This window comes from Roseateles sp. P5_E8, assembly GCF_054177665.1.
The window spans coordinates 1-14,882 of sequence record NZ_JBGCUM010000032.1; the positions used below are offsets into that span (position 1 = coordinate 1).

At 66.9% G+C, this 14,882-nt stretch carries 10 protein-coding genes; 5 read left to right on the forward strand and 5 right to left on the reverse strand.

The genetic code is table 11. From position 1 onward, the window contains the following. From ACXRVZ_RS17800 to ACXRVZ_RS17815, 4 genes are all read right to left on the reverse strand, one after another. Positions 1-1,507 (reverse strand): M3 family metallopeptidase (locus tag ACXRVZ_RS17800; RefSeq protein WP_458232649.1); only part of this gene is annotated, 1,507 nt, incomplete at its 3' end. A 1-nt stretch (position 1,508) separates the two neighbouring features. Further along, positions 1,509-2,366 (reverse strand): bifunctional methylenetetrahydrofolate dehydrogenase/methenyltetrahydrofolate cyclohydrolase FolD, encoded by an 858-nt coding sequence (folD, locus tag ACXRVZ_RS17805; protein ID WP_458232650.1) that lies wholly within the window; start codon positions 2,364-2,366, stop codon positions 1,509-1,511. A 67-nt stretch (positions 2,367-2,433) separates the two neighbouring features. Then, positions 2,434-3,057, reverse strand: a complete 624-nt coding sequence (locus ACXRVZ_RS17810; protein WP_348011669.1) for a response regulator transcription factor — start codon at positions 3,055-3,057, stop codon at positions 2,434-2,436. Continuing rightward, positions 3,054-5,684 carry a PAS domain S-box protein gene (locus tag ACXRVZ_RS17815; RefSeq protein WP_458232651.1) on the reverse strand — a complete coding sequence of 877 codons (2,631 nt, stop codon included), beginning with the start codon at positions 5,682-5,684 and terminating at the stop codon, positions 3,054-3,056. The genes ACXRVZ_RS17810 and ACXRVZ_RS17815 overlap by 4 nt, the downstream gene beginning before the upstream one ends. A 149-nt stretch (positions 5,685-5,833) precedes the next feature. Here ACXRVZ_RS17815 and aceE point away from each other — a divergent pair, with 149 nt between their 5' ends. From aceE to ACXRVZ_RS17840, 5 genes are all read left to right on the forward strand, one after another. Continuing rightward, a complete protein-coding gene (gene aceE, locus ACXRVZ_RS17820) occupies positions 5,834-8,542 on the forward strand; it encodes a pyruvate dehydrogenase (acetyl-transferring), homodimeric type (protein WP_458232652.1) in 2,709 nt (902 codons plus the stop codon). 17 nt (positions 8,543-8,559) lie between these two features. Beyond that, entirely contained in the window at positions 8,560-10,218 is a 1,659-nt protein-coding gene (aceF, locus tag ACXRVZ_RS17825) for a dihydrolipoyllysine-residue acetyltransferase (RefSeq protein WP_457427597.1), read from the forward strand. Positions 10,219-10,233: 15 nt separating this feature from the next. After that, the gene (lpdA, locus tag ACXRVZ_RS17830) at positions 10,234-12,033 is read left to right on the forward strand and encodes a dihydrolipoyl dehydrogenase (protein ID WP_457427599.1); all 1,800 of its coding nucleotides are present in this window, start codon (positions 10,234-10,236) and stop codon (positions 12,031-12,033) included. 6 nt (positions 12,034-12,039) lie between these two features. After that, complete coding sequence (locus tag ACXRVZ_RS17835) at positions 12,040-12,903, forward strand: BPSS1187 family protein (RefSeq protein WP_457427601.1); 864 nt, start codon at positions 12,040-12,042, stop codon at positions 12,901-12,903. 165 nt (positions 12,904-13,068) lie between these two features. After that, on the forward strand, positions 13,069-13,281 hold the full coding sequence (locus ACXRVZ_RS17840) for a hypothetical protein (protein ID WP_457427603.1): 213 nt from the start codon (positions 13,069-13,071) through the stop codon (positions 13,279-13,281). 256 nt (positions 13,282-13,537) lie between these two features. Here ACXRVZ_RS17840 and ACXRVZ_RS17845 read toward each other — a convergent pair whose 3' ends face one another. Next, a complete protein-coding gene (locus ACXRVZ_RS17845) occupies positions 13,538-14,845 on the reverse strand; it encodes a S1C family serine protease (RefSeq protein WP_457427856.1) in 1,308 nt (435 codons plus the stop codon). Positions 14,846-14,882 lie beyond the last annotated feature (37 nt).

Here is a 14,882-nt window from a genome sequence, read left to right on the forward strand (position 1 = left end):
CGTCCCACTCCCAGCAGAAGTTCTCCATGAACTGGCTGGGCAGCTCGACGGCGTCCCACTCGACGCCGGAAATGCCCGACACGCCCAGGTCGTTCACCTGCGTCAGCATGTGATGCAGGCCGTGGCCGAACTCGTGGAAGAGGGTGATGACGTCGTCGTGCGTCAGCAGCGCCGGTTTGTCGCCGACCGGAGGCGCGAAGTTGCAGGTCAGAAGCGCGACGGGCGTCTGCTGTTCACCCGTGGGCTTGAGCCAGCGGCTGCGCACCTCGTCCATCCAGGCGCCGGGGCGCTTGCCATTGCGGGCGTAGAGGTCGAGATAGAACTGGGCGATGAGCTGGCCGCCGCGGCGCATCTCGTAGAACTTGACGGTCTCGTGCCAGACCGAGGCCTTGGCCTCCGAGATGGACACGTCGAACAGCCGCTCGATGATGGAGAACAGCCCGCCGACGACCTTGGGCGCGGTGAAGTAGAGCTTCACGGTCTGGTCGCTGAAGGCGTAGCGGGCTTCCTTCAGCTTCTCGCTCCAGAACGAGACGTCCCAGCTTTCCAGCGGCTGGCCCTTGGCGAATTCGCGCAGCTCGGCCAGGTCCTTCTCGGCGAAGGGGCGGGCGCGTTTGGCGAGGTCGCTCAGGAAGGTCGTCACCTCGGCCGGCGTGGACGCCATCTTGGGCGCCAGCGACACCTCGGCGAAGCTGGCGTAGCCGAGCAGCTGCGCTTCCTCCTGGCGCAGCGCGACGATCTCGCGCATGGCGGCGGTGTTGTCCCACTCGGGCTTGCCCGTCTCACTGGCACGCGTCACGTAGGCGCGGTAGAGCATCTCGCGCAGCGCGCGGTTCTCGGCGTACTGCATGACCGGCAGGTAGACCGGGAAGTGCAGCGTGATCCGGTGTTGCGACTGACTGCCGCCGTCGTCCAGCTTGGTTGCATCCAGCACGTCCTGCGGCACGCCGGCCAGCTCATCGGCCGTGGCGATGTAGCTCCAGCCGTCGGTCGCGTCCAGCACATGCTCGCTGAACTGCTGCTGCAGCTCGGCGCTGCGCTCCTGGATGGCGGCGTACCGCTCGCGGGCCTCGCCCTGCAGCTCGGCGCCGGACAGCACGAAGTCGCGGATGGCGTGCTTCAGCAACTGCTGGCGCGGCGCGCTCAAGGACGCGCCCTGCGTGGCCACGACAGCCTTGTACTTGGCGAACAGCGCCTCGTTGGCGCCCATGGCCGTGCTGAACTCGGTGACGGCCGGCAGCACCGCGTTGTAGGCCTCGCGAAGCGCGGGCGTGTCAGCCACGGCGTTGAGGTGGCCGACGGCATGCCAGGCCGTGCCCATGCGCTCCGTCGCCGTGTCCAGGATGCGCGAGAGCGCGTCGTAGTCGGCGGGCGTCTCGGGCTTGGTCGCTTCATCGAGCGCGGCTTGCGCGGCGGCCAGCAGTTCGGTGATGGCGGGCTGGACGTGCTCCGGCTGGATGGCCGCGAAGTCGGGCAGGGCGGCGGTGGAGAGCAGGGGATTGGTCATATCAGTTCGACTTGAGGCTTCGCTCCGCGGATTCAAGCGTATTGACCAGCAGCATGGCAATGGTCATCGGGCCCACCCCGCCCGGCACAGGGGTGATCCAGCCGGCGACTTGCCGGACGCCGTCGAAGTCCACATCGCCGCACAGCTTGCCCTCGTCATTGCGGTTGATGCCCACGTCGATGACGACGGCGCCGGGCTTGACCATGTTGGCGGTCAGCATGTTGCGGCGGCCGACCGCGGCGACGACGACGTCGGCCTGGCGCGTGTGGTGGCCGATGTCCGTTGTGCCGCTGTGGCAGACGGTGACGGTGGCGTTGGCTTGCAGCAGCAGCAGGGCCATGGGCTTGCCGACGGTGTTGCTGCGACCGATGACGACGGCGTGCTTGCCGCGCAGGTCGAAGCCGGTGCTTTCAATCAGCTTCATGCAGCCATAGGGCGTGCAGGGGCGGAAACCGGGCAGTTGCGTCATCAGCTCGCCGGCGCTCAGTGTCGAGTAGCCGTCCACGTCCTTGGCCGTCGCGATGGCCTCGATGACCTTGTGCGGATCGATGTGCTTGGGCAGGGGCATCTGCACCAGGATGCCGTGGATGCTGGGGTCACGGTTGAGTGCATCGATGCGGGCCAGCAGATCGGCCTCGCTCAAATTGGCTTCGTACTTCTCCAGCACCGAATGCAGGCCGGCGTCGGCGCAGGCCTTGACCTTGTTGCGCACGTAGACATGGCTGGCCGGGTCGTCGCCGACGATGACGACGGCCAGGCCGGGCTGTTGGCCTTGAGCCGTCAGCGCGGCGGCGCGGGTTGCGACTTCCGCGCGGATGGACTTGGAAAGGGCGAGGCCGTCGATCAATTGGGCGGTCATGTCAGTGTTGCTTTCTGGAATGCAAAAGGCCGCTGGGATGCAGCGGCCTTTGGGAATCAGTTGGAGTTCAAGCCTTGGCGGTCGCGCCCAAGGCAATCTTGAGCAGGTCCGCCACCGTGTTGGCGTTGAGCTTTTCCATGATGTTGGCGCGGTGGGCCTCGACCGTCTTGATGCTGATGCCGAGGTCGTCGGCGATCTGCTTGTTCAGGCGGCCCGCGACGATGCGCTCCAGCACTTGCGCTTCGCGGGTCGTGAGCCGGGCCAGCAGGGCGTCGCGGCTGGCGGCTTCCTGGTGGCTGGAGAAGGCTTCGCGGGCCTGGTCGAGCATGCGCTCCACCAGGGCCAGCAGCTCTTCTTCCTTGAACGGCTTCTCGATGAAGTCCATCGCGCCCTTCTTCATCGTCTGCACGGCCATCGGCACGTCGCCGTGGCCGGTGATGAAGACGATGGGCAGCGGGCTCTTGCGCTCGATGAGGCGGTCCTGGAGTTCCAGGCCCGTCATGCCGTCCATGCGAATGTCGGCGATGAGGCAGGCGACTTCGCGAGGGTCGTAGCGCGTCAGGAAGGATTCAGCCGAGTCAAAGCATTTGACCCGGTAGTCCTTGCCTTCAAGCAGCCATTGCAGCGAGTCGCGAACTGCCTCGTCATCGTCGACAACGTAGACGTTGCCCTTCTTGGGGATCAAGCTCATGGTGTGGTGGGTTCGGTTCTCTGAGCGCTGCTGGCGGCACCCGGGTTGGGGTCCTGACGCAGGTGTTCGGGTGTGATGGTGACGGGTATCGTGAACGCGAATCGGCACCCGACGACCAGGGAGCCATTGTAGAGGTTCTCGGCTTTTATCCGGCCCTGGTGGGACTCGACGATAGACCGGCATAACCCTAAGCCGATGCCCAGGCCGTCGGCCTTGGTCGAGAAGAAGGCCTCGTACATGCGGGCCAGCACCTCATCTGGCAGGCCCGGGCCCATGTCGGTCACCGAGAACTCGATCTGCCCGCCCAGCTCGGCGCTGTGCTTGGGCACCACGCGCAGCTCGATATGGCGGCGCGAGGTGGGCAAGGAGGCGTTGTCGATGGCTTCGGCCGCGTTCTTCAGCAGGTTCATCAACACCTGCTCGATGAGGATGGGGTCGACCATCATCTGCGGCAGCCGCTGCGCGACATAGGTGTGGATGGCGACGTTGCGGCGGCGCAGTTCGATGCCGGCGAGCTCCACGGCGTCCTCGACGATGTCGGGCGCAAAGGCCGGCTGGCGCTGCGGCTCGCTGCGCTTCACGAAGTTGCGGATGCGGTGAATGATCTGGCCGGCCCGCTCGGCCTGCTTGGCCGTCTTGGTCAGCGCGGCCATCAGCGCTTCCTTGTCGATGCTGTCGGCGCGCACGCGGCTGACCATGCCGTTGCAGTAGTTGGTGATGGCGGTCAGCGGCTGGTTCAGCTCGTGGGCGACGCTGGAGGCCATCTCGCCCATGGTCATCAGCCGGCTCGTCACCTGGGCCTTGTCGGCCTGCAGGGCGGCCTGGGCCTCGGCGGCGCGGCGCATTGTGATGTCCGTGGCGATCAGCATCTGCGCCAAGCGGCCGTCGGTCCATTGCAGGTAGCGGGCGCGCACGTCGAACCACATGGCCAGCGATTCGACGTAGACCTCGCGCGGGTCCGAGCCCATGTCGGTCAGGGCCTCGGAAGGCAGGCCGGAGTAGTCGTCCACCTCGTCCGTGCCGTCGTTCAGGCCGCCGTGGCGGCTGGTGGTGCCGACCAGTTGGCCGCCGGCCAGCAGCGCGTGGCCGGCGGGGTCGGCGCCGAACCAGAGGCGGTAGCTGCGGTTGGCGAACAGCAGCTCGGGCGGTGTCACCGACAGCACGGACACGGCGGCGTCCAGCCCCTCCAGCACGGTGGTGAAGCGCTCGTGCGAGGCGGAGAGCTGGTCGCGCACGCGCTTGGCCTCGGTGATGTTGGTCATCGAGGTCATCCAGCCGGTCTGCTTGCCCTTGGTGTCCACCAGCGGCGAGACGTAGACGCGGGCGTCGAAGGACGAACCGTCTTTGCGCTGGATCTTCACCTCCACGCCGCCCGATGGGCTGCGGCCCTGCAGCTCCTGCTGCAAGAGGCGCGCGTTCTCCTCGCGCCGGTCGTTGGGCCAGAAGGGATAGGGCGGCGTGCGGCCGACGAGGTCGGCTTCCGAGAAGCCGGTCATCGCGCAGAAGGCCGGGTTCACATAAGTGATGCGCGTGTCCATGTCCATGGCGCGCATGCCGGTCAGCATGGAGTTTTCCATGGCGCGGCGGAAGTTGGTCTCCAGCGTCAGCGCGTTCTGGATCTGCGTGCGCCGGCGCATGTGCCGCCAGGTGCCCAGCAGCATCCACACCGTCATGCCGGCGAGCGCCAGCACCAGCCAGAAGAGGGCGTTGTTGATCAGGCCGATGGACGTGCGCCAGCCCTGGCCGCGCAGCACCAGGCCGTTGAGCGCGGGCGCGAGCGGCACATCGTGCAGCAGCGCAGCGCGGCGCAGGCCCTGGCCGGGCATGGGCGTGACGGTGCTGCTGACGACCTGGTCGCGCGCATCCAGCACGGCGATGCTGTGGCGCGTGGAGACCTCGCTCGGCACGTAATAGCGCACCAGAGCCTCGACCGTGTACTCGGCGATCAGCACGCCGACGAAGCCGCCGCGGTCGATCAGCGGGATGTGCAACTGGAAGACGGTGACGCCGTTGCCGTCGGTGAACGGCGGCGAGTAGACGGGCTGGCGGCGGTCCTTGGCTGCCTCGAAGGCGATCGCGGCCGCGTTGGACTGGTTGGGCATGGGCATCGATGGGTCGCTGCCTTCTGCCGACATCAGGCCGTCGGCCTGGAAGCCCGCCGCGCCCACGCTGCTGCGGCGCTCGCGCCGGTTGCTCAGCCAGGTCACATGGGTCAGCTCGGGCCGATCGCGCGCAAAGGCCTGGGCCTGGGCGGAGAACTCATGCGCGTCGATCTGCCGGGTGACGACCTCCCGCGCAATGCGCACCAGCTGCTCCTGGTTCTCGATCAGTCGCAGGCGGATCTGCTGCTGGGCGATCTCGGTGTCGCGCTTGACGGACTCGGTCTCGCGCTCGATTTCCTCGTTGCGCAGGTACCAGAAGGCCGAAATGATGGCCGCCAGGAAGAGCAGCACCGAGATCAGCGGGCCCAGCGTGGCCAGCCGGTCCTGGCGCGAGGGCGATTGCCGGAACCACCAGGTGGCGACCAGGCGGCGCCAAGGGGCCAGCAGGCGCTGTCGGCGTGTGCGGGTCTCGGGAGCGTGCGGGTCTAGGGCCATCGCCAAATTATCCGGGGCGGCGGCGGTCATGGTAATTTCATAATAAGAAATCGTCTCGCGCCATTTGGGAAGTGGTGGGGACTTGTGAGACACTCCGCCCGCTCGCGGTCCCCGTGCCTGCTTGCCCTTGTCAGAACACCCCGCTGCCCGCCAGAGGCAGCACTTGAAGGAGACCGGCCATGTCCGCCCAGCCGCAAGAATTTCTCGGCGCCGCCGCGAATGACAAAGATCCGACGGAAACCCGTGAGTGGCTGGATGCCCTCTCGTCCGTCATCGGTGAGGAGGGCGGCGACCGCGCCCACTTCCTGCTCGAGACCCTGATCGATCACGCCCGCCAGGCGGGCATCGAAGTGCCGTTCTCAGCCAACACGGCCTACGTCAACACCATCCCGACCGACCAGGAAGAACGCTTCCCCGGCAACATCGAGATCGAAGAGCGCCTGCGCGCCTATATGCGCTGGAACGCCATGGCGATGGTGGTTCGCGCCAACAAGCACAACCCCGAGGATGGGGGTGACCTGGGCGGCCACATTTCATCGTTTGCCTCGCTGGCGACGATGCTGGGCTGCGGTTTCAATCACTTCTGGCATGCCGACGACGGCGTGCACGGCGGCGACCTGCTCTATATCCAGGGCCACAGCGCTCCCGGCATCTACGCCCGCGCCTTCATGGAAGGCCGCATCACCGAAGAGCAGCTGATCAACTTCCGCCAGGAAGTCGACGGCAAGGGCCTGTCCAGCTATCCGCATCCGAAGCTGATGCCCAACTTCTGGCAGTTCCCGACCGTCTCGATGGGCCTCGGCCCCTTGATGGCCATCTACCAGGCGCGCTTCCTGAAGTACCTGCACGCCCGCGGCATTGCCGACACGAGCAAGCGCAAGGTCTGGGTGTTCCTGGGCGACGGCGAGATGGACGAGCCGGAATCGCTGGGCGCCATCGGCCTGGCCGCGCGCGAGAAGCTGGACAACCTGATCTTCGTCGTCAACTGCAACCTGCAGCGCCTGGACGGCCCGGTGCGCGGCAACGGCAAGATCATTCAAGAACTTGAAGGCGAGTTCCGCGGTGCGGGCTGGAACGTCATCAAGCTGATCTGGGGCGGCTACTGGGACCCGCTGCTGGCGCGCGACAAGGACGAGCTGCTGCGCAAGGTCATGATGGACACCGTCGACGGTGACTACCAGGCCATGAAGGCCAACGACGGCGCCTTCGTGCGCAAGAACTTCTTCGGCAAGCATCCCAAGCTGCTGGAGCTCGTCTCCAAGATGAGCGACGAGGACATCTGGCGCCTGCAACGCGGTGGTCACGACCCGCAGAAGGTTTACGCGGCGTATCACAAGGCCGTCAACACCGTCGGCCAGCCGACCGTGCTGCTCGTGAAGACCGTCAAGGGCTTCGGCATGGGCAAGATCGGTGAAGGCAAGAACACCGCCCACCAGACCAAGAAGCTGCAGGACGACGACATCCGCGCGATGCGCGACCGCTTCAACATCCCGGTGTCGGATGAAGACCTGCCCAAGATCCCGTTCTACCAGCCGCCGGAAGGCTCGCAGGAACTGAAGTACCTGCACGAGCGCCGCAACGCACTGGGCGGCTACCTGCCCAAGCGCCGCGCCAAGACCGACGAGAAGCTGGCAGTGCCCGACCTGGCCACTTTCCAGGCCGTGCTGGACCCGACGGCCGAAGGCCGCGAGATCTCGACGACCCAGGCCTATGTGCGCTTCCTGACGACGCTGCTGCGTGACAAGGAACTGGGACCGCGCACGGTGCCCATCCTCGTCGACGAAGCCCGCACCTTCGGCATGGAAGGCCTGTTCCGGCAGATCGGCATCTACAACCCTGCGGGCCAGCAGTACACCCCGGTCGACCGCGACCAGGTCATGTACTACCGCGAGGACAAGGCCGGCCAGGTGCTGCAGGAAGGCATCAACGAAGCCGGCGGCATGGCCAGCTGGATCGCTGCGGCGACGTCGTACTCGACGAACAACCGCGTGATGATCCCGTTCTATGTCTACTACTCGATGTTCGGCTTCCAGCGCATCGGCGACCTGGCCTGGGCCGCCGGCGACATGCAGGCTAGAGGCTTTCTGCTGGGCGGCACGTCCGGCCGCACCACGCTGAACGGCGAAGGCCTGCAACACGAAGACGGTCACAGCCACATCCTGGCCGGCACGATTCCTAACTGCGTGTCCTATGACCCGACCTTCGCGCACGAAGTGGCGGTCATCATGCATCGCGGCCTGAAGCGCATGGTGGAAGACCAGGAAAACGTCTACTACTACATCACCCTGCTGAACGAGAACTACCCGATGCCTGGCCTCAAGGCCGGCACCGAGGAGCACATCCTCAAGGGCATGTACCTGCTGGAAGAAGCCGACGCGGCCCAGCCGCTGGCCGTCAACCTGCTGGGCTCCGGCACCATCCTGCGCGAAAGCCAGGCCGCCAAGAAGCTGCTGGAAGAAGACTGGGGCATCGGCGCCAACGTGTGGAGCTGCCCGAGCTTCAACGAGCTGGCCCGCGACGGCCAGAACGCCGAGCGCTGGAACCTGCTGCACCCGACCGAACTGGCCTGCGTGCCCTTCGTGACGCAGCAGCTGGGCCAGACCAAGGGCCCGGTCATCGCGTCCACCGACTACATGAAGAACTACGCCGAGCAGATCCGCGCCTTCATCCCGCGCGGCCGTTCGTACAAGGTGCTGGGTACCGACGGCTTCGGCCGCAGTGACTTCCGCTCCAAGCTGCGTGCCCACTTCGAGGTGAACCGCCACTACATCGTCGTCGCCGCGCTGAAGGCGCTGGCCGATGACGGCGCGGTGCCGGTCGCCAAGGTGGCCGAGGCGATTGCCAAGTACGGCATCGACGCCAACAAGATCAACCCGCTGTACGCGTAAAGCCCGGGAGACAAGACATGGCATTGGTTGAAGTCAAGGTTCCCGACATTGGCGATTTCGACGAAGTCGGCGTCATCGAGGTGTTGGTCAAGGTGGGCGACACCGTCAAGGTCGAGCAAAGCCTGATCACCGTCGAAAGCGACAAGGCGTCGATGGAGATTCCGTCGTCGCAGGCCGGCGTTGTCAAGGAGATCAAGATCGCCGTGGGCGACAAGGTCAAGCAGGGCAGCGTCGTGGTGATCGTCGAAGGCGAGGGCGCTGCTGCGCCGGCGCCGGCGGCAGCAGCTCCGGTGCCTGCCGCTGCGGCCCCCGCGCCGGCTCCGGCTGCACCCGCGCCCGCACCGGCGGCCCCTGCGCAAAGCAGTGGGCCCGTCACCATCGAAGTGCCGGACATCGGCGACTTCGACGAAGTGGCCGTCATCGAGTTGCTCGTGAAGGTCGGCGACACCGTCAAGGTCGAGCAGAGCCTCATCACCGTCGAGAGCGACAAGGCCTCGATGGAGATCCCGTCGTCGCATGCCGGCGTCGTTGAGGAGCTGCTCGTCAAGGTGGGCGACAAGGTCAAGAAGGGCTCGGCCCTGGCCCGCGTGGCCGCGACCGGTGGCGTTGCTGCGCCCGCCGCAGCACTTGTGGCCGCGCCCGCGCCGACCGCTGCGGCGCCTGCCGCTGCGCCGGCTGAAGCCAAGACGGTGCCGACGGCCGCGCTGCCGCCGCACCAGCCCGTGGCCCCCACGGGCAAGCTGCCCCACGCTTCGCCCACCATTCGCAAGCTCGCCCGCGAGCTGGGCGTGCCGCTGGACGAAGTGAAGGGCACTGGCGCCAAGGGCCGCATCGTCGAGAGCGACGTGCAGGGCTTCGTCAAGGCCGTCATGAGCGGTTCGGTGCAGACCGCCGCGCAGAAGGCCGTCGCGCCTGCAGCCGCTGCTGGCGGCGCCGGTGGTGGCCTGTCCGTGCTGGCCTGGCCCAAGGTGGACTTCGAGAAGTTCGGCTCCGTCGAGCGCAAGGAGCTGTCCCGCATCAAGAAGATCTCGGGCGCCAACCTGCATCGCAACTGGGTGGTCATCCCGCACGTCACCAACCATGACGACGCCGACATCACCGAGCTCGAAGCCTTCCGCGTCCAGCTGAACAAGGAAAACGAGAAGGCCGGCATCAAGGTGACGATGCTCGCCTTCATGATCAAGGCGGCCGTCGCGGCGCTGAAGAAGTTCCCCGAGTTCAACAGCTCGCTGGACGGCGACACGCTGGTGCTGAAGAACTACTTCCACATCGGCTTCGCGGCGGACACGCCCAACGGCCTCGTCGTCCCGGTCATCAAGGACGCCGACAAGAAGGGCATCTTCCAGATCACCCAGGAAATGGGCGAGCTGGCCAAGAAGGCCCGCGACGGCAAGCTGGGACCGGCCGACATGAGCGGTGGCTGCTTCTCGATCTCGTCCCTGGGCGGCATCGGCGGCAAGTACTTCACGCCCATCATCAATGCGCCTGAGGTGTCCATCATGGGCGTCTGCAAGAGCTCGATCGAGCCCGTGTGGGACGGCAAGGCCTTCCAGCCGCGCCTGATCCTGCCGCTGTCGCTGAGCTGGGACCACCGCGTCATCGACGGCGCTGCGGCTGCGCGCTTCAATGTCTACTTCGCTTCGCTGCTGTCCGACTTCCGTCGGATCGCGCTGTGATCGGGAGCTGAACTCATGGCAATCATTGAAGTTCAAGTTCCGGACATTGGCGACTTCGACGAAGTCGGCGTCATCGAGGTGCTGGTGAAGGCCGGCGACACCGTCAAGGTCGAGCAGAGCCTCATCACCGTCGAGAGCGACAAGGCGTCGATGGAGATTCCGTCTTCCGCTGCCGGCGTGGTGAAGGAGCTGCGCGTCAAGGTCGGTGACAAGGTCAAGAAGGGCTCGGTCGTGCTGACGCTGGAGTCGGCTGAAGCCGCGGCTCCCGCGCCGGCTCCTGCTGCTGCGGCGCCTGCACCGGCACCCGTGGCTGCTGCGCCCGCCCCGGTCGCCGCGACCTACTCCGGCGGCGCCGACCAGGCCTTCGACCTCGTCGTCCTCGGTGGCGGCCCCGGTGGATATTCGGCCGCCTTCCGCGCCGCCGATCTGGGCCTCAAGGTCGCCATCGTCGAGCGTTACGCGACGCTCGGCGGCGTCTGCCTGAATGTGGGCTGCATCCCGTCCAAGGCGCTGCTGCACGTCGCGGCCGTCATGGACGAGGTCAGCCACATGGCCGACCTCGGCGTGGCCTTCGGCGAGCCCGAGGTTGACATCACCAAGCTGCGCGCGCACAAGAACAAGGTCACCGGCAAGCTGACGGGCGGCCTCGCGGCCATGGCCAAGATGCGCAAGGTGACGGTCCTGCGTGGCGTCGGCTCGTTGCTGGACGCGCAGAACCTCAAGGTCGAAGCGACCGAAGGCGCCGTCGGCCAGGCCAAGACCGGCACGTCGCAGACCATCGCCTTCAAGCGCCTCGTCATCGCGGCCGGTTCGCAGGCCGTGCGCCTGCCCTTCCTGCCCAACGACCCACGCATCGTCGACTCGACCGGCGCGCTGGAGATGGACGTCGAAGCCGAGAAGATGCTCATCGTCGGCGGCGGCATCATCGGCCTGGAAATGGGCACGGTGTACTCCACGCTGGGCTCGCGCCTGGACGTCGTCGAGATGCTGCCCACGCTCATGACCGGTGCCGACCGCGACCTCGTCAAGGTCTGGCAGAAGTTCAACGCGCACCGCTTCGACAACATCATGTTGAACACGAAGACGGTCGGCGCCGAAGCCAGGCCCGACGGCATCTGGGTCACCTTCGAAGGCGAGGGCGCGCCGAAGGAACCGCAGCGCTACGACCTGGTTCTGCAAGCCGTGGGCCGCACGCCCAACGGCAAGAAGATCGCTGCTGAGAACGCCGGCGTCGTCGTGACCGACCGCGGCTTCATCCCAGTCGACGTGCAGATGCGCACCAACGTGCCCAGCGTCTTCGCCATCGGCGACATCGTCGGCCAGCCCATGCTGGCCCACAAGGCGGTGCACGAAGGCCATGTCGCCGCTGAAGTCATCGCCGGTGAACTGCTGGGCGACGAGAAGCTCAAGAAGAGCCAGTTCGACGCCCGCGTGATCCCCAGCGTGGCCTACACCGACCCCGAGGTGGCCTGGGTGGGCATCACCGAGGACGAGGCCAAGGCCAAGGGCATCAAGGTCACCAAGGGCCTGTTCCCGTGGACGGCCTCTGGCCGTGCGATTGCCAACGGTCGCGACGAAGGCTTCACCAAGCTGCTCTTCGACGAAGAGAGCCACCGCATCATCGGCGGCGGCATCGTCGGCACCCATGCCGGCGACATGATCGGCGAGATCGCGCTGGCCATCGAGATGGGCGCGGACGCGGTGGACATCGGCAAGACCATCCACCCGCACCCGACGCTTGGCGAATCGCTCGGCATGGCCGCCGAAGTGGCGCACGGCTCCTGCACGGACATCCCGCCGGTGCGCAAGAAGTAAGCGGCGATGCGCTGCTTCCTGGGTCTGGTGGCGCTGCTGTTGGCATTCGCCGCGCAGGCCCAGGAGCGCGCGCTGCGCGTGGCGCCCCAGGCCACCGATGCACGGCTGGCGGCCGACGAGGCGCCGCACTGGGTGGTCTATGACCCGGCGGTGGCCGAGCCGCTGCTCGTCTGGCTGCCGGGCACCAATGGCCACCCGGAGACCGGACCCAAGGCGCTGTTCAAGGCGGTGAGGGACGGCGGCTTCCGGCTGGTCGGCCTGTCCTATCTGGACGATGTCGCCGTGTCCCAGGTCTGCATCGGTCCACGCCTGCGAGCCCATCCCGGCTGCGCGGCGGCCTTCCGCCAGCAGCGCGTGTGGGGCGACGCCACGTCGGCACCCATCGCCGACAAGCCCCACGACGCCATCGTCCCCCGCCTCACGCAATTGCTCAGGCATCTGGCCGAGCAAGACCCGGCCGGCCAGTGGGCCGCCTACCTCGATGGCAACGAGCCGCGCTGGAGCCGCATCGTGCTGGCCGGCCAGTCCCAGGGTGGCGGCATGGCGGCCTATCTCGCCAAGACGCGCGCCGTGGCCGGCGTGCTGATGTTCTCCGGCGGCTGGGACAAGGATGGCAGCGGCGATGTGGCCCGCTGGTATCGCCAGCCCGCCGTGACGCCGCCCGAGCGCTGGCATGCCACCTACCACGTGCAGGAACCGCAGGCAGATGCGATGGCGCGGATCTACGCCACGCTGGGCATTCCCAAGCTCCAGGTGCATGCGCTGGACCAGCCGGTGCGGGGACGCGCGGCGCATGGCGAGGGCATCAGCAATCCCGCCTACCTGCCGCTGTGGCAGGCCATGCTGTCGGCGCTCGCCGAGCCACACTGAGCCATAGCGCTGGCCGAGCAACCGCGCCAGATCGTCAGCCACCCCGTCATCGGCCAGCGCCTGCTGCTCGTCCTGGACCAGCGTGGCTGCCGTGCCCGCGTATCCAGGTGGTGCCCCCGGGCTAACGTCCAATCTCGCAGGGGCCGCGCATTGCCACAATGCGGCATGACCTTTTTCTACTGGTTCATGGCGTTCGTGATGGCCGCCAGCCTGCTTCCCTCGGTGCTCTACATGGGCATCTATTTCTTCACCGGCGAGGACGAGGCCTTCCAGCGCGCGCGCAAGTTCTGGACTTTCCTGCGCGTGTTCACGCTGCTGTGCTTCAACGTGACGCTCTGGGGCCACGTCATCGTGGGCGTGTGGCAGCTGGCGCACTGAAGTGAAACTGCCCCTCGCCCAATCACGCCTTGCTGAACGCAGGCGTGCCTGGTCGGTCCCCCGCGGGGACGGCGATGCTCGCGGCATCGAGCCGCGAGCACATCGCCAGACGGGCCGGCTTGGCGAACTGGAGTCGGACACAAGCAGTCCCTGCGGACTGCTTGTGCCTACGTAAGGCCGTGGGCCTCTGGCCCATGGCAGGCCCGGCGCTCGGCCCAAAAGTTTTATGCGGGGCTCGTCGAGACGATGGGAGTGTTCAGGGCGCGACGCTGATCTGCAGCGCCTTCAACGCCACCTCGATGGGGATGAAGAAGTTGAAGCCCTTCTCGACACCGCCTTGCGTGATGGCGACGACGCGGCCGTCGCTGTCCAGCAGCGGGCCGCCGCTGCTGCCGAAGGTCACCGCCGCGTCGCTTTGCAGCACGCGCCGGCCCTGCAGCACGCGGTCGGCGCTGAGCACGCCGCGCGTCATCGAGTTGTTCAGCACGCCCAGCGGCGAGCCGATGGCGTAGACGTCCGAGCCCACCTCCAGTGCGGGGCCGCTGCGCAGGGCCAGTGCATCGCCGTCGGTGAGCGCCGTCTTCAGCAGCGCCACATCGGTCTGCTCGTTGACCTTGATGACTTCGGCCACCGCCTTGTCGCCGTTCTGCAGCTTGATGCGCGCGTACTTGGAGCCCTTGACGACATGGGCGTTGGTCAGCAGGTGGCCGTCCTTGTTGATGAAGAAGCCGCTGCCCGAGCCGGCCGCCGTTTCCAGCGTGACGACGGCGTTGCGCAGCTGGGCCTGGTTCTTCAGCGCGCCACCGCCCGCGACCACGGCGCCCTTGAGGGCCACCGTGCCAGGAGCTGCGGCGGCCGCGACGGCCTCGGCGCCGGATGCTGGAGTGGCGGCAGGAGTGGCAGAAGCGACCGGCTCGGCATCATTGGCCTTGAGCGCTTCGAGCACCGACGGCGACGCCAGGAAGTTGGCCAGCGACGAGACGATGGCCCGCTTGTGCAGGTCGGGAACCTTCTCCTTGCTGGCGCCCAGGCCTTCGGTGCTGGCCTGGTAGACGACCTTCTGCTTCTTCTCGGAGAACAGCGCCCAGTCGATCTTGTAGCGCACCCAGCCCTCGGCCTTGCCGGGCTCGGAGCAGACTTCCTGCTTGAGCTCGGTCAGGATGCCGCCGATGCGGAAGTCCGGCGCCGCGGTGACATCCACGTCGAACGCATTCGCCTTGCCCATGCCCGCCAGCGGGTAGCCCAGCCGCTTGAGCTCCTGCGTCGTGATGCTGGCCAGATAGACCCCGGCCGCCTTGATGAAGTTCTCGTTGGCCACCAGCGGCTGGCGGTTGCCGCAGAACCAGCCCAGCGCACTGCCGCCGATGTCGTCGCCCGGCAGGATGGAGACCTTCAGCTTGTCGACGGACAGCGTGACCTTGAGGTCCGCGCCCTGGGCGCTGAGGGCCTGCTTCTGCACCACGACGGGCGCGGGCGGCAGGTCGGCTGCCAGGGCGGTGCCCATGGCCAGGGCGAGTGAAACAGAAACGAAAACGGTCAGCGTGGCGCGCAGCGGGAATGTCATTTTGGGTCCTCCTCTGATGCCGGTCCGGGGCCTGCGT

Coding starts and splice junctions, on each gene's coding strand:
- ACXRVZ_RS17835 (WP_457427601.1), top strand. CDS start 12,040: ATGCGCTGCTTCCTGGGTCTGGTGGCGCTGCTGTTGGCATTCGCCGCG.
- ACXRVZ_RS17810 (WP_348011669.1), bottom strand. CDS start 3,057: ATGAGCTTGATCCCCAAGAAGGGCAACGTCTACGTTGTCGACGATGAC.
- folD (WP_458232650.1), bottom strand. CDS start 2,366: ATGACCGCCCAATTGATCGACGGCCTCGCCCTTTCCAAGTCCATCCGC.
- lpdA (WP_457427599.1), top strand. CDS start 10,234: ATGGCAATCATTGAAGTTCAAGTTCCGGACATTGGCGACTTCGACGAA.
- ACXRVZ_RS17845 (WP_457427856.1), bottom strand. CDS start 14,845: ATGACATTCCCGCTGCGCGCCACGCTGACCGTTTTCGTTTCTGTTTCA.
- ACXRVZ_RS17815 (WP_458232651.1), bottom strand. CDS start 5,684: ATGACCGCCGCCGCCCCGGATAATTTGGCGATGGCCCTAGACCCGCAC.
- ACXRVZ_RS17840 (WP_457427603.1), top strand. CDS start 13,069: ATGACCTTTTTCTACTGGTTCATGGCGTTCGTGATGGCCGCCAGCCTG.
- aceE (WP_458232652.1), top strand. CDS start 5,834: ATGTCCGCCCAGCCGCAAGAATTTCTCGGCGCCGCCGCGAATGACAAA.
- aceF (WP_457427597.1), top strand. CDS start 8,560: ATGGCATTGGTTGAAGTCAAGGTTCCCGACATTGGCGATTTCGACGAA.